This is a genomic window from Streptomyces sp. NPDC005963 (genome assembly GCF_040638655.1).
Taxonomy (GTDB): domain Bacteria; phylum Actinomycetota; class Actinomycetes; order Streptomycetales; family Streptomycetaceae; genus Streptomyces.
The window spans coordinates 32,245-51,355 of sequence record NZ_JBEXVD010000015.1; the positions used below are offsets into that span (position 1 = coordinate 32,245).

The 19,111-nt window shown below is 69.9% G+C and carries 18 protein-coding genes; 13 read left to right on the top strand and 5 right to left on the bottom strand.

Annotated features, from left to right (window positions below; genetic code table 11):
• The first annotated feature begins 90 nt into the window (after positions 1-90).
• The 5 genes from ABZ348_RS20475 to ABZ348_RS20495 are packed head-to-tail and all read left to right on the top strand — an operon-like array spanning position 91 to position 4,617.
• On the top strand, positions 91-1,248 hold the full coding sequence (locus ABZ348_RS20475; RefSeq protein ID WP_358934979.1) for a glycosyltransferase: 1,158 nt from the start codon (positions 91-93) through the stop codon (positions 1,246-1,248).
• The gene (locus tag ABZ348_RS20480) at positions 1,245-1,946 is read left to right on the top strand and encodes a hypothetical protein (RefSeq protein WP_358934981.1); all 702 of its coding nucleotides are present in this window, start codon (positions 1,245-1,247) and stop codon (positions 1,944-1,946) included. The genes ABZ348_RS20475 and ABZ348_RS20480 overlap by 4 nt, the downstream gene beginning before the upstream one ends.
• Entirely contained in the window at positions 1,943-3,172 is a 1,230-nt protein-coding gene (locus tag ABZ348_RS20485) for a hypothetical protein (protein WP_358934983.1), read from the top strand. The genes ABZ348_RS20480 and ABZ348_RS20485 overlap by 4 nt, the downstream gene beginning before the upstream one ends.
• The gene (locus ABZ348_RS20490) at positions 3,172-4,047 is read left to right on the top strand and encodes a glycosyltransferase family 2 protein (RefSeq protein WP_358934985.1); all 876 of its coding nucleotides are present in this window, start codon (positions 3,172-3,174) and stop codon (positions 4,045-4,047) included. The genes ABZ348_RS20485 and ABZ348_RS20490 overlap by 1 nt, the downstream gene beginning before the upstream one ends.
• A 39-nt stretch (positions 4,048-4,086) precedes the next feature.
• Entirely contained in the window at positions 4,087-4,617 is a 531-nt protein-coding gene (locus ABZ348_RS20495) for an ATP-binding protein (protein ID WP_358934987.1), read from the top strand.
• Positions 4,618-4,809: 192 nt separating this feature from the next.
• Here the strand turns inward: ABZ348_RS20495 and ABZ348_RS20500 are convergent, their stop codons facing one another.
• A complete protein-coding gene (locus tag ABZ348_RS20500) occupies positions 4,810-5,940 on the bottom strand; it encodes an amidohydrolase family protein (protein ID WP_358934989.1) in 1,131 nt (376 codons plus the stop codon).
• A gap of 401 nt (positions 5,941-6,341) precedes the next feature.
• On the opposite strand from ABZ348_RS20500, the gene hemC reads away from it, so the two are divergent.
• Genes hemC through ABZ348_RS20515 form a run of 3 tightly spaced genes read left to right on the top strand, consistent with a single transcriptional unit; the run spans position 6,342 to position 8,787 of the window.
• Positions 6,342-7,277 (top strand): hydroxymethylbilane synthase, encoded by a 936-nt coding sequence (hemC, locus tag ABZ348_RS20505; protein WP_358934991.1) that lies wholly within the window; start codon positions 6,342-6,344, stop codon positions 7,275-7,277.
• A 59-nt stretch (positions 7,278-7,336) separates the two neighbouring features.
• Entirely contained in the window at positions 7,337-7,948 is a 612-nt protein-coding gene (locus tag ABZ348_RS20510; RefSeq protein ID WP_358934993.1) for a GNAT family protein, read from the top strand.
• The gene (locus ABZ348_RS20515) at positions 7,945-8,787 is read left to right on the top strand and encodes an MOSC N-terminal beta barrel domain-containing protein (RefSeq protein WP_358934995.1); all 843 of its coding nucleotides are present in this window, start codon (positions 7,945-7,947) and stop codon (positions 8,785-8,787) included. The genes ABZ348_RS20510 and ABZ348_RS20515 overlap by 4 nt, the downstream gene beginning before the upstream one ends.
• A 36-nt stretch (positions 8,788-8,823) precedes the next feature.
• On the opposite strand, the gene ABZ348_RS20520 is transcribed toward ABZ348_RS20515, so the two are convergent.
• On the bottom strand, positions 8,824-10,182 hold the full coding sequence (locus ABZ348_RS20520) for a glycoside hydrolase domain-containing protein (RefSeq protein WP_358934997.1): 1,359 nt from the start codon (positions 10,180-10,182) through the stop codon (positions 8,824-8,826).
• A 300-nt stretch (positions 10,183-10,482) separates the two neighbouring features.
• Entirely contained in the window at positions 10,483-10,791 is a 309-nt protein-coding gene (locus ABZ348_RS20525; RefSeq protein WP_358934999.1) for a hypothetical protein, read from the bottom strand.
• A 178-nt stretch (positions 10,792-10,969) separates the two neighbouring features.
• On the opposite strand from ABZ348_RS20525, the gene ABZ348_RS20530 reads away from it, so the two are divergent.
• Complete coding sequence (locus tag ABZ348_RS20530; protein ID WP_358935001.1) at positions 10,970-11,332, top strand: ArsC/Spx/MgsR family protein; 363 nt, start codon at positions 10,970-10,972, stop codon at positions 11,330-11,332.
• A gap of 46 nt (positions 11,333-11,378) precedes the next feature.
• On the opposite strand, the gene ABZ348_RS20535 is transcribed toward ABZ348_RS20530, so the two are convergent.
• On the bottom strand, positions 11,379-12,302 hold the full coding sequence (locus ABZ348_RS20535) for a Gfo/Idh/MocA family oxidoreductase (RefSeq protein ID WP_358935003.1): 924 nt from the start codon (positions 12,300-12,302) through the stop codon (positions 11,379-11,381).
• Between the two features lie 291 nt (positions 12,303-12,593).
• Between ABZ348_RS20535 and ABZ348_RS20540 the strand changes: the two genes are divergently transcribed.
• The 4 genes from ABZ348_RS20540 (at position 12,594) to ABZ348_RS20555 (ending at position 17,526) form a co-directional block, all read left to right on the top strand.
• Positions 12,594-14,021, top strand: coding sequence for a hypothetical protein (locus ABZ348_RS20540; RefSeq protein ID WP_358935005.1), 1,428 nt, complete (start codon positions 12,594-12,596; stop codon positions 14,019-14,021).
• Positions 14,018-15,172, top strand: a complete 1,155-nt coding sequence (locus ABZ348_RS20545; protein ID WP_358935007.1) for a hypothetical protein — start codon at positions 14,018-14,020, stop codon at positions 15,170-15,172. The genes ABZ348_RS20540 and ABZ348_RS20545 overlap by 4 nt, the downstream gene beginning before the upstream one ends.
• Before the next feature lie 167 nt (positions 15,173-15,339).
• Positions 15,340-16,365 carry a glutamine synthetase gene (glnII, locus tag ABZ348_RS20550; protein WP_358935009.1) on the top strand — a complete coding sequence of 342 codons (1,026 nt, stop codon included), beginning with the start codon at positions 15,340-15,342 and terminating at the stop codon, positions 16,363-16,365.
• Positions 16,366-16,893: 528 nt separating this feature from the next.
• Positions 16,894-17,526: a winged helix-turn-helix domain-containing protein gene (locus ABZ348_RS20555; RefSeq protein ID WP_358935011.1), complete on the top strand. Its 633-nt coding sequence runs from the start codon at positions 16,894-16,896 to the stop codon at positions 17,524-17,526.
• A gap of 156 nt (positions 17,527-17,682) precedes the next feature.
• Here ABZ348_RS20555 and ABZ348_RS20560 read toward each other — a convergent pair whose 3' ends face one another.
• A complete protein-coding gene (locus ABZ348_RS20560) occupies positions 17,683-19,098 on the bottom strand; it encodes a PepSY domain-containing protein (protein ID WP_358935013.1) in 1,416 nt (471 codons plus the stop codon).
• Positions 19,099-19,111: the final 13 nt, after the last annotated feature.

Sequence of the window (19,111 nt, forward strand, 5' to 3'; positions counted from 1 at the left end):
AGTTCATCATCCCGTCACGGTCCGCGTCGACGCTTTCCTTCCCTCAGCGGCCCGGACCGATTCCCGGGCGGATGACGGAGGCGACGCATCATGCGCGTGCTGTACCTGCTGAACATCTCCAACCCCGACCGGCTGTCCTCGGACTCCGGCTGGATCTTCGCCGACCTCCTTGCCCCGGCGCTGGCGGACGCCGGAGCCGAGGTGACCGTCGCCGCGCCGGCACCGGCCGGGGACGACCGGTGCGGCTTCCGGCAGACGAAGCTGCCCGGAACGAAGTATCGCGCCCGCTTCTCGGCAGATATCGACGAGCTGGTGGCACTCATCCGGGCCGAGAAGCCGGATGTCGTGGTGGCCAACCAGATCGAGGAGGCCCCCGCGATCCGTACGGCCCTGCTGGAAGCGGGCTCCGGCGCGCTCTTGGCCGGGTATTGCCACTATCTGCCGTACTCCTTCGACGACGGCGGGCGGCTCCTGGTCGACCCATCCCTCGACGATGGCGGGCTCGGGCGGCCGGTGCTGCTGGCGTTCGCCGCCGGCCTGGCTGTCTGCGACCGGGTGATGGTGCACTCCTCCACGGCCGCTTCCTGGGTCTCGGCCGCAGCTGAACGGATGACCGTGGATCTGGGCGAAAGGCTGCGAGTGGTTCCGGCCCCACGCGACGAACGCCTGGTCCGCGCGCCCGTCACCACCCCGAGCGGCGACGGAGCCGAGCCGATCGGGGTCTACAACCACAGGCTGTACGCGCACTACGGCGCCCAACAGTTCGTGGACCTGGCGCGTGATCTTGCGGCCTCCGGCTCGGTGCGGCTTCGGGTGATGGACCTGTTCGGGCAGCGCAGTGCCGCTCGGACCGGGCTGAACGACAGTCCCGAGCGGATGCGGGAGAAACTTGCCGCGCTGCCTCATGTGCAGATCGTCTCGGACCGGGGTGACCGCGTCCGCTATCGGGATCTGCTGGCCGGGGCGCGCTTCGGCATCGCCCCCTTCCGGCCCGGCTGCCCGTGGTCGATGAGCGTGATCGACTGCCAGGGCATGGGCCTGCCTGTGATCTCGCCGCGACTGGGCTGGCTCGCCGAGCACATCGACCCCGAACTGTGCTTCACCACCATGTCCGAGGCGGTCGCCCTCGCAGAGAGGCTGGTCTCCGACGACGCTTTCCACGCCCTGCACGCCAAGCGCGCCCATGCCTCCACGGCCGACTTCACCCCCGAACTGGTCGCAGCCCGCTACCTGGAGGCGATCTCGTGACCGGGTTCGACGCCGTCTTCCTCTCGTACGACGAACCGATGGCCGACTCCCTCCACTCGCGTCTCCAACGCACGCTCGGGGGCGCCGTGAAGCGTCTGCACGGTGTGCACGGGATGCGCCGGGCCTACCGGCTGTGCGCCGAGGCCGTCGACCATGAGCAGTTCTTCCTCGCCGACGGCGATTTCGCCATCGACACTGACTTCGATCTGGCTGCCGTGGAACCTTTGGACGAGGGCGTTTCCATGCGCGTGTGGCGCGCAGTCAACCCCGTCAACGGTCTGACCTACGGCTACGGCGGGCTCAAGCTGATCCGCCGCAGCGCTCTGCGGGAGATGGGCGAGGCGGTGGACGTGCTCGCCGCACTGCCCGGACGCGTCGAGTTCGCCGAACGGACCGCCGGAGTCACGCGCTTCAACCAGAGCCCCTTCCACTCCTGGAAGGCTGGCTTCAGGGAGTGCGTGATGCTCACCTGCGGCAGCGAGTACGGCATGGCTGACGGCGACGCCCGCTGGCGGGTGGACGCTTGGCAGCGCAGCAGTGATGGTGAGTTCGCCGACTACGCGGCGTCGGGGGCACGAGAGGGCGTCGCCTTCGCTCGCGAAGCCTCCCGCCCGGACCAGTTCGAACGTCTCAATGACCCGTCGTGGCTGCGGGCCAGGTTCACCACGGCCCACGGGGACCAGGCGGTCTCCGGATGACCAAGCAACTTGTGCTGATCGAGCCGTACGCCGGCCTGCTCGGCGGACACCATCAGCGCACTCTGGTGGCGCTTGCCCAGGCACGGCCCGGCACCCTGGTCATCGCCCTGAACGGAATCGCCCCCGATGCGGTGGCAACACTCCGGGGGGTCACGGCTCGGCTGGTGACCAGGCCCGTGGGGCTCGTCTCCGTCATTGTCCTCACCGCATCACGGCGGGTTGCCCGGGTCTCGACGCTCGTCCGGCGCGTCCTTCACTCCCGTCACTGGCCCGACCGGCTACGGCGGCTACCACATCAGATCACCCTCATCGCCCGCTGTCTGGTTGAAGCCTCCGCGCTGCGGACCGCCCGTCGACTCCAGACCGACGCCGACACGGTCGTGATCCTCACCGCCAGCGAAGCCCTTCACGGGACGGCCGCCCTGCTGGGCGGCCAACCACATCTGCGATTCGTCCATGAGGCTGTGACGGCTGAGAGCCCCTTCGTACGGTTCATCGGCCGTTTGACCCGCCGGAGCGAGCAGCGAGTGATCGCCTTGTACCCGACCCAGACGGTCGGAGACCAGTTCGCCGAGGACTTCCCCGACCTGCCGGCCATGGTCCGAGCCTTCGCGGTCGACGACGGTCTCCGTCTGACCGACACCGAACGCGAAAGCGGACGAACGGCCTTCGGGATCCCGGCCACCGATCCCACGGTGTGTCTGGTCGGCGGCTGGTGGCCGTACAAGGACCTCGACGTCATCGACGCAGCCTGGGCCCGGCTGAGGGAACCGCTGCACCTCCTGGTCACGGGCGATCCGCTGGACGAGTCGGTGCTCGCACGATGGCGGAGCCTGCCCTTCCTCCGCCTGCACGTGGTCCCGGGCCCCGTCGCGGAGTGCGTGCTGCGGCTGGTCTACGGCGCGGCCGACGCCGCCCTGGTTGCCCGGCGCCCCGGTGTCGGCAAGGAGTCCGGCCTGGTGATGGACGCCGCCCGGCTCGGCATTCCACTGATCGTCTCCGATCACGACCCCACGCTCACCGGCCGGCTCCAGGGCCAGCCGTGGGTTCTGACGTTTCCTGCGGGCGACGCGAGCGGCCTCGCCCACGCTCTACACAGCGTCATCCGCCAGCCGCCCGAACCACCCGGCCCCGAAGTTCCTGGCCTTCTGGGGATGCCAACCGCCGCAGACCAGGCTGACTTCCTCACCCGGACGTTCACCGCGCTCACAGCAGAGGAGTCCTGATGTTGAGCACGCCTCCGGCTCTGATCGCCGTCGTAGGGCCCGTCGAGCCCTCTCTGTTCGAGGCATGGGTCCACCACTACCGAAAGCTTGACGTCGAACGCTTCTTGATCGCCTTCCACTTCCCCGAGCATGTTCCCGATGCCCAGCAGCACCAGCTCAAGGCGGCCTGTCGGGAGCTGGGCATCGTTCCCACCGTTACCTCGACCGGCCCTTGGCACGAGCACACGAACAGTCAACTCCGTGATGCCCTGCGGCACCACGCCGGACGTGGCTGGCATCTGTTCGCCGACGCTGACGAGTTCCAGCAGTACGCCGTCCCACTCTCCGAAGTGATCGACCAGGCCGGAGACTCCGGACACCGTGTCGTAGGCGGACTGATGCTCGACCGCGTCGCCACGACCGGGCGCCTAACCGTCTGGCATCCTGAAAACGGGCTTGACCAGAGCTATCCCCTCGGAGGCCATCTCACCCACCAACTCCTTCACGGGGATCCACGCAAGATCGTCCTGGCCCGCCACGGCATCCCCGTCTCCTCCGGCAACCACCGATCCCCCGGGCACCAGCCAGACCCGGACCGCATCTGCGTCGTTCACCACTTCAAGTGGCGCTCCGGCGTGCTGGAAGACCTCCGTCGCAGGGCCCAGCACTTCTCGACGGGCATCTGGCAGGAGCAGACCCCGGCCGTACGCGACGAAGCCGCCTGTCTCTTGGCTCACATCGGCCAACACAACGGGACGATCGACACCAACGATCAACGGTTCGCGTTCCGGCAGGTGAGCCTGGACCGGATGCCGGGCACCTGGCGCGCCGAGGCCCGCAGCATCGTCACCGCCTGGCGACCTACCGCCCGCTCTACCCGGGATCGGGGAGAATGACCGCGCTCGCCCCACGTAAGTCGCGAAAGGGATCTCTCCGTGCCCCTCGCCGTTCTCCTCGTCGGCCTCACCGGCTCTGGCAAGACCACCATCGCCCGGTTCCTCACTGGCCACGGCTACATCCGGCTGTCCGTGGACGAAGAAGTGCACCGCCTCCACGGCCGGTACGGCGTGGACTATCCCGAGCACGCCTACTTCGAGCGCGAACGACCCGCCATCGAGGCGATCCGGGAGCGCTTCATCAAGGAACTCCAGGCCGGCGGCGATGTCGTCCTCGACCACGGGCTGTGGCGCCGCTCCGACCGGGACGCCTGGCGGGAAGCCGCCCGTGAAGCAGGCAGCCATCCCGTCCTCGTCTACCTCCCCGCCGGCCGCGACGAATTGCTCCGGCGCCTGGCCGAACGCAACCAGCGCGAGGACGCCAACGCCCTCACCGTCACCCCCGAAGCGTTGGACGACTTCTTCGCCCGCTTCGATGTTCCGTCCGAAGACGAGGAAGTCATCGTCCACACCGGAGGCCAGGACGCACTCCTGGCAACGCTGGCCGCGGCCCGGCACCATCAGGGCTGAGCCCCTGTTCCTCCCACAGTGGGACGCGTTGCAAACGGCGCACTCTAAGGAGGCGAAGCGTCCCGGGTTCCACCCCACCCCCCGTCACGGGTGAGCTCCTTCCGCCCGATGACGACGAGGGCGGAAGGAGCCGTCGCTGACGTGCTCCACGAGGGCCGTCAGCGAGTGGGTGGGAGCCGGAGTTGCAGGGACTCAGCGGGGCGTCGTCGGTCTGCGGTCGAGTGCGGGCAGCAGGCGTACGGCGTTGTCGCGGTTGATGTGGCGGCGTTGGCGGGTGGTGAGCGTGGGGTCGTCGTCCAGGGCCGGGAGGGCGATGTCGGTGATGGTTGCGGCGGGGCTGGCCGGCCAGTCGCTGCCGTAGAGGAGGCGGCTGGGGTCGGTGACCGTGAGCAGGGTCGCGACCGAGGACGGGCCCAGGGGGGCGGCCGTGTCGTAGTAGAAGCGGTGGAGGTAGTCGCGCACGCGCGACGGGTCGACGGGTGGGGTGAGGAAGCCGGCGAAGGCTTCCGCGCGGGTGGCGATGTATGGGAGGAAGCCGCCGCCGTGCGGCAGGATGAAGGAGAGGTCGGGGTAGCGGTCGAGCGTTCCGTTGAGGATCAGATTGATCGCCGCACGGGTGGTGTCCAGCGGGAAGTCGCACAGGAAGCTCGGCACGCCCGGGACCGCCGGGCGGGTGGGGTCCGAGCCGGGCAGCTCCAGCGGATGGGTGTTGATCACTGCGGAGCGCTCGTTGAGCTCGGCCAGCAGGGTGGAGTGCGAGGGGTCACCGAGGTAGACGCCGTTGGTGCTCGCCCTGGTCTGGACGCCGAGTGCGCCGAGTTCGTCGAGGCCCCGGGTGAAGGAGCGGCGTGAGCTCTCCAGGTCGTCGGTGAAGATCGGCGCGAAGAACGCGAAGCGGTCGGGGTTGCTGTCCTTCAGTTCGGTGACCGCTTCGAAGGCGACGGTCACGCTCTCCTGCAACTGGGCGGGGCCGGTGAACCTGCGTACGGGCATGGCCAGGCTGAGCACGCTGGTGGCGATGCCCGCGTCGTCCATCAGGGCGAGCGTGTCGGCGAGGTTCCACCGTGTCCACCAGGGGAGTTGGGCGGGTTCGACAAGCCCTTTACCGGCCGCCCACGTCACCCAGCTGGATGCCGTGTAGTGGTGGTGGACGTCGATGCGCGCACCGCGGGCGTCACCGGCGGGGCGGCCGTGCGGCAGGGGGCTGTCGCCTCCCGGCGCGGCGTACGCCCGGTGGCCGTCGGTGACGGTCGCCGCGGCGGCAGCGCCCCCTGCCAGCAGCAGCATGTCGCGGCGGCCGATCCCCCGGTTTGCGTGTGGCATGTGAGTACACCCCTGGGTGCGCTGGTGGATGTGGCTACTCACTGTGGGGCGGGCGGCCACACCGTCGCCGGTCGACACACGCACGGCGGGGTTGCGGTCCCCCGGATGCACGACCGTCCGTCCGTACCGTCCTTCCGGGCCCTCGGGCCGGGGGTTTCGTGAGCGATCACCGTGTGATGGGCACGGGAGATGCCTCCGGGCAGTCCGCGGAATGGTGCTTTCGCCCGATTGGGCGCGGTCCGAGGGTGGTCGTCGAAGGTGCTCCCGGTGCCGTGGGGGGACGGTGGTGGGCGTCTGGCCTGGGCTTCGACTGGGCGGGCGCTGGAGAGCGGGTGGGGCTACGGGGTGCGAGTGCCGCGGAGTGAACCGGCGTTCTAGCGGGACGCCCTATGGTGTTGCGCATGTCTGCCCCTGAGCTGATTCGCATCGTCTCCCGTTCCTCCCCCATGGCTCTGGCCCAAGTCGCCCGCGTACAGGACGAGTTGGCTGCTCTGCATCCGGGGATTCGGACCGAGGTGGTGCCCGTCACCACCTCGGGCGACCGCTGGATGGGGGATCTCGCCCAGTTGGGCGGCAAGGGGGCGTTCACCAAGGAGGTGGACGCGGCGCTGGTCGCCGGGGAAGCCGATCTCGCGGTGCACTGCGTGAAGGACGTGCCCGCCGACCGGCCGCTCCCGGCCGGGACCACCTTCGCCGCGTTCCTGCGTCGCGATGACGTCCGGGACGCGCTCGTCCACCCCCGGGGTCTGCGCCTCGACGAGCTTCCCGTGGGCACGCGGATCGGAACCTCGTCCGTGCGGAGGGTCGCCCAACTCGCCGCCTCCCATCCGCAGCTGGAGTGCGTACCGATGCGGGGGAACGCCAACCGTCGGCTGGAGAAGCTCGCCGACGGGGAGGCCGATGCGCTGCTGCTCGCCGTGTCCGGACTGGAGCGCATCGAGCGTACGGACGTGATCAGCGAGGTGCTGTCGGTGGAGACGATGTGTCCGCCGATCGGGGCGGGCATCCTCGCCCTCCAGTGCCGGGAGGACGACACCACGACGATCGACGCGGTGAGCGGGCTCGGTGATCCGGCGGCCCATCGCGAAGCCACCGCAGAGCGGATGTTCCTCCATGTCCTCCAGGGGCACTGCAACTCCCCCATCGCCGGCTTCGCCCGTTCGGAGCGCAGCGGGGACCTGTCCCTGCGGGCGAAGGTCTTCACCCCGGACGGCAAGCGGGTGTTGAACGCCCATGAGTGGGCGGGCCCGCTCGATCCGGCGACGCTCGGCACCTCGGTGGCGGTGGCCCTCCTGCGGCAGGGGGCACGTGAGTTGATCGACGAGATCTCTCACTGAATTTCACACTAGTACAAAAATAGTTTGCAGCTAATACAGAGAGCGGCTACCGTCGCGGTATGCCCGCGAAGACACCGTCGCCGACCACCCTCACCGGTCGGCACATCCGCCTCGAACCCCTCACCACGGCACACCTCCCGGACCTCTTCGTCGCGGGTGGGGGTGATGACGAGGTGTGGCGCTGGCAGGGCGGTCCCACACCCACCCGACAGGAGCACCTCGGAGCCACGCTGCGCGAGGTGCTCGACGAGGCGGAGCGAGGGGCGCTCGTTCCGTTCGCCGTCATCCTCCTCGCCACCGGTCGCGCGATCGGCTGGACGACCTATCTGGACATCGAGGTCCGCGATGAGCGGCTGGAGATCGGCTGGACCTGGTACGGACGGGAGCACTGGCGCACCGCGGTCAACTCAGAAGCCAAGCTCCTGCTGCTGACGCACGCCTTTGAGGATCTCGGCATGGGCCGCGTCCAGTTGAAGACCGACCACCGCAACGAGCGTTCCCAAGCAGCGATCGCCCGGCTCGGGGCACGACGCGAAGGTGTGCTGCGCCGCCATCGGATGCGCCACGACGGCACGTGGCGGGACACCGTGTACTACTCGCTGCTGGCGGACGAATGGCCGGCGGCCAAGGCGCGTCTGCGGTCGGCCCTCGCTCCGATGGGGCACTCATGACCGGGCCCGGGCTGCCGTCCGTACAGCGGCTCACGTACTACCCCGTCAAGGGTTGTGCGGGAACGGACACCGCATCGGCGGCCGTGACGACGATCGGCCTGGCGCACGACCGCACGTTCATGGTCGTCGACGCGGCGGACGGTTCCTTCCGGAGCCAGCGCACCGAGCCCGCCATGGCCGCGATCCGACCGACGATCGCGGACGACGGCAGCACACTGCGCCTCTCGGCGTCGAACGTGGACGATCTGCTGCTCCGGGTGGTGCCGGAAGGCAGCCGTCGGGCAGTGAGCATGTTCGGCCGGCCCGTCGGGGAGGGCGTGGACCAGGGGGACGAGGTCGCCGCCTGGTTCTCCGAGGTGCTGGGAGCTGCGTCCCGACTCGTCCGCGTACCGAACGACTTCGACCGGGACGGGTGGGGCGAGACCCCGGGCAAGGTCGGGTTCGCGGACGCCCATGCCGTTCTGGTGGTGTCCCAGGCGTCGTTGGACCACCTCAATGCGCTCATCACCGCGCGGGGCGCGGCACCCGTCCCCATGGACCGGTTCCGGCCGAACATCGTCCTCGACGGATGCACCGACGCCCATGCCGAGGACGCGATGCGCCGTCTCGACATCGGGACCGTAGGACTCGCCTATGCGGTACGGGCGACCCGGTGCGCCGTGCCGATGGTCGACCAGCGCACCGGGGCCCGGTCCGGTCCCGAACCCATCCGCACCCTCGCCACCTATCGACGGGAGCCGCAGTTCGACAACAGGGTCAGCTTCGGGATGAAGGCCGCGGTCGTGCGTCGGGGCTCGCTGTCCGTCGGCGACCCCGTGTCGGCGACGACCGCCGGGTGACGTGCGCTCCCCGTTCTCCTTCGGTCTCTCGCCGGTTCAGCAGCGGGGAACCGGTTTGCTGTAGGTCGTGTTGCTGGCGTTGGCCACGTAGTAGTCGGACACGTACCGGCCGTTCTCCAGACGGTTCCAGACCTTGCTGGTGCCGACCGTCGAACCGGACCGCTGGCAGTACACCCAGGCCAACGCGCCCTGGGGAAGGACCGCCCGAGCGGCGTAGGAAGCGCCTGGACCGGTGCGCTCCGAGAGACCGCTGGCCGGGGTGACCTGGTACGGGTGGAGACAGCGGGGTACGGGGGCGCTGTAGCCGGTCGCGGACGGGGTGCTCACATGGCGGTCGGTGACGTACGAGCCGTCGGAGAGCTTGTTCCACACGGCGGTCCCGCCGACGGTCTGTCCCGGTGTCTGGCACACCACCTTCAGTGCCGCCCCGGATGCGTACGAGCGGCTGACCGCGTATGTCGACGAGGGGCCGGTACGGGCGTTCAGGGCGGTGCTGCTGGTGACCTTGTAGGAGTAGGCGAGGGTCGCCACCGGGGTGTCGAGACGGTTGCTGTCGATCCAGATGGTGGTGCCGCCGTGGGTCTCGTTGTGGCTGCCGCGGAACTGCTTGGCCCGCTGGTGCGAAGCCCATCGGGAGTCGGGGATGTTGGTCCACCCCTTGAGCGAGTCGATCTCGTCGTACCGTGCGATCCACAGCGCGTCGGGGCGCGCGTAGGCCGTGGAGGTGTAGACGTCGGAGAGCTGCTTCGCCCCGAGGTTGAGGTTCATGTAGACCCCGGACACATAGCCGAGTCGGTGCAGTTCCTTGGTCCACGCTGAGACGTAGCTCAGCACCGCGGTGCGGCAGGCGGCATCCGTCTGGGAGTAGTGCTCGATGTCGTTGTAGAACGCGCTGCCCGGCTGCATGCCGAGGGCCTTTGCCTTGGCGATGGCGTCGGTGGCGGCTGCGGTGCCCTGCGATCGGGCGGTCGCGGGTACGAGGCTGATCTTGGCGTCGATGGGCCTCGCCCCGCACGGGGGTTGCAGTCCCTTGTAGATCGGCAGCAGGCGCCACTTCAGTGCCCCGACGGAAGCGACCCAGGACGGGGTGAGTTCCGGTTGGGCGCAGGTGCGGTTGACCCCGCCGAAGTACACCCCGACCGCTCGGTACGGCGAGGCCGTCCAGGCGCGCATGGCGGCGAGCGGCGGCGCGGTACAGGTGTCGAAGGCGAGCCCCGCGAAGCGGGTGGAGTTCGCCCCGGCCCCGTAGGCGATCGGAGTGGCCGGTTCGGCGGCGGCGGGCGGTGCGAAGGCCAACACGGCCGTGGCGCTCAGCGCTCCGGCCGCCGAGAGGAGCGCGACCGTGTGCGACGGGCGCCTGCGCGGGGCGCGCGGCCCAAAGGTGCGTGAAGCCACGGGCGTCGACCGAAGGCGTGCCCCGGTGATCCGGCCGCCGGACGGTCGGGCTCCCTTCGGGTGCTGTCTGCTGGGTGCAGCCCGGTGGAGAGGTCGCTGAAGGGTGAGTAGTCGGTGTAGTGCTCGGTACAGGGTGCGGTGCGGATGCCACATACGAGTCCCCCAAGGCGTGGCGCAAACCGATTGGCATCAGGATGCCCGGTTTTCCACGCACCGGACCCTGCACGGACGGACATTGCGAGGAAGTGCGCTCGGATGGCCGCCCGCCGTCCGGTTGTGGACGGCAGGCGGTCCTGCTGCTCAGCGCCCGTAGCGGATCAGCGCGCGCACCATGCGGCAGGTCGTGTCCGACGGGGGGTGGATACCGACCTGGTCCGCCATGGCCCTGATCCGGCGGTTGTCAGCGGTGGCCGGATGGTAGACGCCGGAGTCGAGCAGGGCTATGGCGAGGCGCATCGCCTTCAACCGGCGGTTGTGCGTCACGTACCAGTCGCGCGGCTGCCCGGCTGGCAGCGGCTTCTTCAGGTTCTCAAGGGGAACTTGCTTCGCCGCGGGCTCTGCGCCCGAGTCGGTCTGTGTCGGCTTCCTCATGAGCTTGACCACGGTCATCGGCAACCTCCAGACGTGCTGGCGGGACCATCCCGAACTACCTCCATTCTACTGCCCGCCACTGACAATCACCCCTGCTCAGACGGTATTTGACGGCACTTGGCCGGGGTCTGCGAGCAGCCCGGCGGGCCACCCGTGGCGAGCCCCGAGCGACGGCTTCGGCGGTACGGTTCGCCCCATGGAGATCTGGATCAATCCCGCCTGTTCGAAGTGCCGCAGCGCCATCGGGCTCCTCGACGAAGAGGGCGCCCGGTACACCGTGCGCCGCTATCTGGAGGACGTGCCGAGCGAGGACGAGATCCGCGCGGTGCTAAAGCGACTGGCGCTCGCCCCCTGGGACATCACCCGCACCCAGGAGCCCGAGGCAAAGGAGTTGGCGTTGGCCGGGTGGCCGCGCACGGACGAGTCGCGCGACCGTTGGATCGCCGCGCTCGCCCGTCATCCGCGGCTCATCCAGCGCCCGATCATCACGGCGGACGACGGCACGGCCGTGGTGGCCCGCACCGACGAGGCCGTACGGGACGCCATCAGCCGCGGTTGAACAACGGAACGCCTCGGCCGCGGTTGCACGACAGGACGCGACCCGCTCAGCGCAACTGGGACTCCGCTTCGGCCAGGATCTCCGTCAGACGCATCCCCCACCTCACATCACAGTCGTGCGCCCCGCCCGTGCGAGAAGCCTCCAGCAGTCCGTCGATCGCACTGCCGAAGGAGGCGATCGCATCGGACCACTGCGGCATCTGCACCCGGCCCTGGTCCCCGACGAGTTCGACGCCGGCCCCTGCTGCCTTCGGCGGCGCGCTGAGCCCCACGGTGACCGTGCTCGACGCACCCGATGCATGGCGCAGCACCAGATGGACGGTGTCCAGGGGACCGCGGGCCGCCGTCACACCGGTGACCTCCCCGAGCACCGGTATCAACACCGACAGGACGTGCGGTCCGACGTCCCAGAGGCCGCCCTTCTCCCGGCGCCAGCGGGCCGCGGCGTACGCGGAGGCTTCGGAGGCGGCCCCGTCGGCGGCATACAGCGAACCGAGCCACTGGGCCTGTGCCGTGAACCAGCCGCCGACCGCGGCCTGCTGCTCGATCCACGGGCGGGTCTGCGCCGCGAACCGCAAGGTGCAGAACACCACCGACGCGACCTTCGCGCGCTCTGCCGCCTCGACCACCGAGCGGGCGCCCGCCACCGTCGTCGCGACCGGTTTGTCGAGCAGGAGGTGGCAGCCCGCTTCAGCGGCGCGCACCGCCCACGGCGTCTGTACGTCGGGTGGCAGCGCGAAGGCGACCGCGTCACAGTCGGCGAACAACTCCTCGGCGCCCGATTCCCCGCTGAGGGCGCGGGTGCCGTGTGCGGCGGCCAGCGCGGCGGCGGCCTCGGGGCGCCGGGCCCAGATGCCCGCGAACTCGATCCCGGGGTGGGCGGCGAGTGCGGGGGCCTGGGTGCGCTCGGCCCAGGGGCCGGCACCCATCAGTCCGAAGCGCGGTTTCCGCGTGGGCTCGTGATCCGTCATGGCCCCAGTGTGCCCGCCGGCCCGAATTCCCGTGGAGCCCTGTGGATAACGTGTTGTAGGTTCGGCGAGCCGGCCGCGGGACTCCGGTGTGACTTCCGGGACTTGCCTGTAAAGCAGTGATTTCGCTGATCACGCCCTCACTCCCCGGCCGGCTTCCGCTGTCCGGAAGAGCCTGCGCACCGCATGTCCCACTGTGGCCCGGGCGCCCGACCCGACCGCCGATGTGACCGTCACCCGGGGGCGCCACGGCCGGGGACCGAGACGTACGGCAACGGAAGCAGGGGGAGACGCATGGCAGCCACTGAGGAGTGCACCGCAGATCTGGTCGCGGCCGAGGACGTGCTCCTCTTCGTGAACGCCGCGGTCACCTCCACCGGCCAGCGGGAGTTCCACTCAGGAGCGGGTGAGCAGCGGCTGTCGCTGTCGTTCCTGCACGCGTACGTACGGGTCAACTACCGCACCCTGTACGCGGCGGTGTTGGCGCTGGACATCAACGACCACAATGCCGTGCGTATCGTCGTCGATCTGCTGCGCACCGCGGATGAGGCCACCGCGCAGCAGAAGCGGACCGAGGGGCGTCTGATCGCCGCCCGGTTGGCGGCCCTGCCGCCGCAGCGCGTCTACCGGGCGTTCCGTGCGCTGCGCGCCGCCAAGGTCAACAACCGCCGCACCCGGGCGATCCAGCGGGACTGGCTGGCCGCGCGTCCGGATCTGGGCCATGACGCGGTGAAGTACCGCAGCGGTCTGAAGACGGTCGCCCGCCACGGCCACCACGCGCTCGGCGATGAACTGGGCGACTTCCTCTTCCGTCCCGGCAAGAGCGCCCGTTACGCGGATGCGCGTCTCGACGCCTACCGTCGGGCCCGTTACGAGCAGGGGGCGATCTACGAACTGCCGTTCACGGTCGCCGAGGGCTTCGCTGCGAAGCACGGCGTACCGCGCGACGTTTTCCTGGAGCGAATCGCTCCGCGGATGACGCGTCTGGAGCGGTTGCGCACCCAGCGCTCGACCGGGGTGTCCGCGGATCTGGCCGGTATGCCGCTCACCCGGCTCGCCCTCTTCGTCCTGTCGGTGCCGCGGCAGGAGCGCGCGGCCCGTCGGGCGGAGTTGACGGGTGCGCTGCGGGCTGCGGCGGCACGGGTCGCGGGACGGCACGCGGGCAGTTGGGGGCGGGTGTCGGCCGTGCTGGACGACAGCTACTCGTCCTCGGGTTCGGGTGTGAAGCGGCGTCGACCGCTCGCGGTCGCCCTGGGGGCGCACTTTCTGCTGGAGGCGTTGGCCGACTCCTACCGTGCGCACTGGCTCTCGGGCGGCCGGGATGCGCTGTTGGTGCGTCCGTGGGGTCCGAGTCCGCTCGGCAATCGCGTGCTGGACGCGTTGGAGGATTCCCCGGAGCGGTTGGTGATCGTCTCGGACGGTTGGGACAACGCCCCGCCGGGGCTGGCGGGCGAGGTGCTGCGGATCTGGCGCACCCGGCTCGATCGGGAGCGCAGCACCAGCATCGTCCATCTGAATCCGGTGTACGACGCGGACGCCTTCGACGTGCGCCGATTGGCACCGAGCGTGCCGACGGCCGGGGTGCGGGACGCGGAGGACCTGGCGGCGTTGGTGGAGGTCGCACAGTTCGCGGAGGGGCGTACGGGGCTACCGGAGTTGTTGGCGTACCTGGACCGGCGCACGGAGGACTTCTTGGCCGTACGGGGAGGGGAGCAGCGGTGAACGGGCTGGATCTGACCGGGCTGACGGTGATGCCGTCCCAGGTCTGGGGCGGTGTGCGGCTGGTGCCCCTGGTGCGGGCGGAGCCCGTGCCGGGGCTGCGGCTGCACCACGAGGTCTACGACCGTTCGCACGGCGTGGTGGAGGTGGGTCCGCGGGCGCACTACCTGTCGTACGTGCCGCACGGCTTCATCGCGGACTGGTCGGGGGACGGTGGTCAGCAGGCCGCCGCGTACGGCAGCAGGTTGGCGGCTGCGGCGGACGGTGGTGTCGACTGCGTTCCGGTACGGGTGCACCACCGGCTGGCCAAGCGTCGACGGGACAAGGGCGTCAGCGAGCGGCGGCTTCGGTTCCTGCCCCTGCACCTGGCGTTGGAGGGCTATCTGTCGCTGCACTTCGGCGGGCCCTCGGTGGTCTGGGAGGAGTGGTCGCAGCGGGCGGTGCGGCAGGGGCTCTCGCCGCGGGCGGAGGCGGCGTATGCAGGGTGGCGGGTGCCCGGGCTCGGGCAGGCGCTGAGGATCTTCGAGATCCATCCGGGTCAGTGCGGTGTGCTGGTGTACACGGCCGATTCGCTGGCTGCCGCGTTCGTCGTGCCGCATCCGGACGACTACCGCGCTCTGCATCCTTCGCTGGTCGAGGACCTGTACGGCGAGTTGGTGTACCAGTACGCATTCTTCGGGGGTTTTGTACCGGACTTCGAGGTGCGGATCGGCGGGGAGCGCCACATCCGCACGCTGGCCGATCTACGGATGGCCGCGCGGGCGCAGGAGAGGAGCTGGGCCGAGGGCCATGACGCGCTGATGTCCGCACGGCTCCTGGGTGCCTCGTACCGCTTCGACCGGGTGTACCGGATGGATCGCTTCGCGCTGTGGCGGTTCCTGCCGTCCTTCGCCCGGGGCGAGCCCGAGCAGCACATCGGGGAGGCGATCTGCGACCACCGGGGGCAGGTCGCCTATCTGAAGTCGTTCCGGCTCTCGGACGCACAGATCAGACGGGGGCATCTGCTCGATCGGCTGCACGACCACGACTGGCACCTGGACCGGACGGCGGAGGCGATGGGTGTCGACCGGGCGCAGCTGGTGAGTCGCATCAAAGACGCCGGTTTCGGTTCGCTGCTGAAGCACGGGGCGGAGCGGCGGGCGACCGGCCGATGACGGATCGTGGCGGACGGCGGCCACCTCGACTCCGGGTGATCAGAGCAACACCTCTGGTCACCCGGAGGTCACATCCGTAACACGGGGTTCATCATCGGGCAATGGTCGGGAAATCGCCCCTTGCCAGGCTCCAGGGCATACAGCAGCACCCGCAAAGGATGGGACCCGTGACCTTCAAGGCTGAGTACATCTGGATCGACGGCACCGAGCCCACCGCCAAGCTCCGCTCCAAGACGAGGATCCTGGCCACCGGCGCCGAACTGCCCCTGTGGGGCTTCGACGGTTCCAGCACCAACCAGGCCGAGGGCAGCTCGTCGGACTGTGTGCTGAAGCCCGTCTACACCTGTCCGGACCCGATCCGCGGCGGCGATGACGTCCTGGTGCTGTGCGAGGTGCTGAACACGGATCTGAGCCCGCACCGCTCCAACACCCGGGCGGAGCTCGTGGAGACGGCGGAGCGGTTCGCCGCGCAGGAGCCGATCTTCGGCATCGAGCAGGAGTACACCTTCTTCGAGGGGGACCGTCCGCTCGGCTTCCCCGTGGGCGGTTTCCCCGCGCCGCAGGGCGGCTACTACTGCGGTGTCGGCGTGGACGAGATCCACGGCCGTGACGTGGTCGAGGCCCACCTGGAGAACTGCCTCACCGCGGGCCTGGGCATCTCGGGGATCAACGCCGAGGTGATGCCGGGGCAGTGGGAGTTCCAGGTCGGCCCGCTGAACCCGGTCGTCGTCGCGGACCAGCTGTGGATCGCCCGCTGGCTGCTCTACCGCACGGCCGAGGACTTCAACGTCTCGGCGACCCTGGCGCCCAAGCCCGTACGCGGTGACTGGAACGGCGCGGGTGCGCACACCAACTTCTCCACCAAGGCGATGCGCGAGGACGGCGGGTACGCGGCGATCATCACCGCCTGCGAGTCGCTGGGCGAGGGCTCGAAGCCGCTCGACCACGTCAAGAACTACGGCGCGGGCATCGACGACCGGCTCACCGGTCTGCACGAGACCGCTCCTTGGAACGAGTACAGCTACGGCGTGTCGGACCGGGGTGCGTCGGTCCGCATTCCGTGGCAGGTGGAGAAGGACGGCAAGGGGTACATCGAGGACCGGCGGCCGAACGCCAACGTCGACCCGTACCTGGTGACGCGGCTGATGGTGGACACCTGCTGCACCGCGTTGGAGAAGGCCGGACAGGTCTGATCCACGTATGACGCCCCGGGGTGTCCGCCATATCGGCGGGCACCCCCGTCGTCGTTGTCGGGTGGCGGTGGTGGAGGCCGGGACGGTCGGCGGTCAGGCCGGCGGGCGGGTCGCACGGCGGTACGGCGGAGCGCGACCAGGGGCAGCCCCGGGGAGGGGCGTGCGCCCCCGATGGACACGGCGCTGGGGGCACTGACGGCGGGGAACTCCCCTATCACCCCTGCAATCAGGGCCGATTGAATGTGATGAGACTCGCGTCTCGATCCGTGAGAGGGACCCTCGTTCGCATCGTGTTCATCTGATTCAATGAGCTCCATGGCCAGCCTTGAGAACCTCGCGATGGGTCGCAGCGACCTTGAGCCCTTCTGGCCGTCCCGGCAGGACCATGACTTTGACCGGGTGTGTTGCCGCGCGGTGAACGCGCGGGCCCTCTAAAGCCGTTCCCCCGGCCTTCGGCCAGCGCGCATGACGTACGTCCCGTCCCACACGGCTCGACGAATCCTCCGCGCGAAAGAGAGCTGACCTCTCATGGCGAACCCTCGTTCCTTCTCCTCCGTACCGGCCGGCCCCGCGACCGCTGCCGCCGCTGCCGGCGCCCTGAACCCCGCCCGTCATCGATTGCGCGCCGTCGACCGCGACGAGGTGGTACCGGCCGGTGCACTCGGCGGGCTGCGCAACGTGGCGGACTATCTGCCGCCCGGCGCGACCTGGCTGCCCGCGCCCCAGCACAGCGTGCCCAGCCTGCCCGGCCATCCGCCGATGGTCGGCTATCTCGTCCTCGTCCCCGCCGACCAGCAGGTTCCGCTGCACACCCCGCTGGCGCCCGCGTCACCCCCTCCCCCGTACCCGTCGGCCGCGAACGAAGCGGCCGTCACCGAGTCGGGTCCGGTACGGATCGACCCGGTGGAACGGGTCGCCCTGGTGGCCGGGAAGGCGCTGGATCTGACGTATCTGGAGTTCGAGCTCCTGGCCCACTTGGTGACCTACCCCCATCGGGTGCACACCCGCGATCAGCTGGTGACGACCGTCTGGGGCTACGGACACGTCGGCGACGGGCGGACGGTCGACGTCCACGTCGCCCGACTGCGGCGCAAGTTGGGCGTGGAGCACCGACGCACCATCAAGACCGTGCGCCGGGTGGGATACAAGTACGCCCCCTGAGCCCGAGGGCCCGGCCCGTGGTGGGGACTCCACGGGCCGGGCCCTTCTTTCCGGTCGAAGGCCGCCCAGCGCACACCGTTGCAAGCCGATGGGTCGACGTCCCGAGGAGTACCCGGGCGTCGACCCATCGGTGCTAGCAGTGCCTCATCGTGGGGGTCAGGCCGGGGTGCGGAGCTTCTGCGCCCAGCCGACGGCCAGGTCCAGCACCAGGAAGGCGACCAGGGTGATGCCGAGCAGCGGAACGAACCAGCCGACCAGTGCGGTGACCGCGATGAGCGGCAGCAGGACGACGAGCGGCACCCGCCGCCAGGTACCGCGCGGGATCGCCCGACCGACGCCGAGCTTGCGGTCCTTGGTGGGGCGGCGCAACCACCACATGCGGTAGCCCCAGAAGGTGAGCAGGATCACCGCCACCATCAGCACGGCCAACGCCAACTGGTTGGCGAGACCCAGGAAGACGCCCATGTGCGCGTCGATGCCGAAGCGCGTCAGCTGTGCGAGGACCGGATAGTCCGCGAACCGCAGCTCGTCGATGACCTTGCCGTCGGCCGGGTCGACGGCCACCGAGTCCAGATGGACGGGGAAGGTGGCGTCGGTCTCCCTGATGACGTAGCCGGTGCCCTCGCCGGGGAGCACGATCGTCATCTTGCCGGCGATCCCCGCGGCACGCGCCGACTCCAGCGCCTTGTCGATGCCGACGTCCGCCCCGTGGTGTGCACCGCCGTGCCCGGCGCCGTGCCCGTCGTGGTCGCCGCCACCACCGGCACCCGGGGTGATCTCCGCGGAGACGGCGGGGGTGGCGCCGCCCAGTTGGTCCTGGACGGCACCGATGTTCTCGCCCGCGTACCGGGACCAAGTCAGTCCGGTTGCGGAGAGCATGACCAGGCCGATGGTCGCCCACAGACCGACGGTGCCGTGCCAGGAGAGGGTACGGCGACGGCCCTTGGCACCGCGTTCCGGCACCAGCAGCGCGCGCTTGTTGCGCCGGCGCCGGCCCAGCCAGAGCAGCAGTCCGCCGAGCGCCACCACCCACAGCCAGCTCGCCGCGAGTTCGCTGTAGTGGCGGCCGAGGTCGCCGAGGTGGAGGTCGCGGTGCAGTTCATCGATCCAGGTGCGCACCGGGAGGGCACCCGAACTGCCGTAGGACGCGAGTGATCCGCGTACCTCGGCGGTGTACGGATCGACGAAGACGGCGAGGGACTTGCCCTCCTCGACCTGGGGGCTGCTCATCAGCACCCGGGTGGTGGCTCCGTCTTCGGGGCTGGGCCAGACGGCGGTCACCGTGCCGTCGGGGCGGGCGGCTTGGGCCGCCTTGACCTGGTCGGCGAGCGGAAGCGTGCGGTCACCGACCGGGACCTCCAGCTCATGGCTGTAGATGATCTTCTCGGCTTGGAAGGAGAGGGCGTACAGCAGTCCGCTGGCGGCGGCTATCAGCAGCAGCGGGGCGATCAGCAGACCGGCGTAGAAGTGGATGCGCAGGACGAGGGGTCGCAGTGCACTCCAGGTGGAGGTGCCGGCTGCGGTCTCCTGCTCGGTCTCGGTGCTGCCCTGGACAGGGGCGTCAATGGCCATGGTGATCCTGGGG

Excerpts from the sequence above, each read along its gene's own strand:
- ABZ348_RS20540 (WP_358935005.1), top strand. The coding sequence starts at position 12,594 with ATGGCAGCCACTGAGGAGTGCACCGCAGATCTGGTCGCGGCCGAGGAC.
- ABZ348_RS20525 (WP_358934999.1), bottom strand. The coding sequence starts at position 10,791 with ATGACCGTGGTCAAGCTCATGAGGAAGCCGACACAGACCGACTCGGGC.
- ABZ348_RS20530 (WP_358935001.1), top strand. The coding sequence starts at position 10,970 with ATGGAGATCTGGATCAATCCCGCCTGTTCGAAGTGCCGCAGCGCCATC.
- ABZ348_RS20490 (WP_358934985.1), top strand. The coding sequence starts at position 3,172 with ATGTTGAGCACGCCTCCGGCTCTGATCGCCGTCGTAGGGCCCGTCGAG.
- ABZ348_RS20535 (WP_358935003.1), bottom strand. The coding sequence starts at position 12,302 with ATGACGGATCACGAGCCCACGCGGAAACCGCGCTTCGGACTGATGGGT.
- ABZ348_RS20560 (WP_358935013.1), bottom strand. The coding sequence starts at position 19,098 with ATGGCCATTGACGCCCCTGTCCAGGGCAGCACCGAGACCGAGCAGGAG.
- ABZ348_RS20475 (WP_358934979.1), top strand. The coding sequence starts at position 91 with ATGCGCGTGCTGTACCTGCTGAACATCTCCAACCCCGACCGGCTGTCC.
- ABZ348_RS20510 (WP_358934993.1), top strand. The coding sequence starts at position 7,337 with ATGCCCGCGAAGACACCGTCGCCGACCACCCTCACCGGTCGGCACATC.
- ABZ348_RS20485 (WP_358934983.1), top strand. The coding sequence starts at position 1,943 with ATGACCAAGCAACTTGTGCTGATCGAGCCGTACGCCGGCCTGCTCGGC.
- ABZ348_RS20555 (WP_358935011.1), top strand. The coding sequence starts at position 16,894 with ATGGCGAACCCTCGTTCCTTCTCCTCCGTACCGGCCGGCCCCGCGACC.
- hemC (WP_358934991.1), top strand. The coding sequence starts at position 6,342 with ATGTCTGCCCCTGAGCTGATTCGCATCGTCTCCCGTTCCTCCCCCATG.
- ABZ348_RS20500 (WP_358934989.1), bottom strand. The coding sequence starts at position 5,940 with ATGCCACACGCAAACCGGGGGATCGGCCGCCGCGACATGCTGCTGCTG.
- ABZ348_RS20515 (WP_358934995.1), top strand. The coding sequence starts at position 7,945 with ATGACCGGGCCCGGGCTGCCGTCCGTACAGCGGCTCACGTACTACCCC.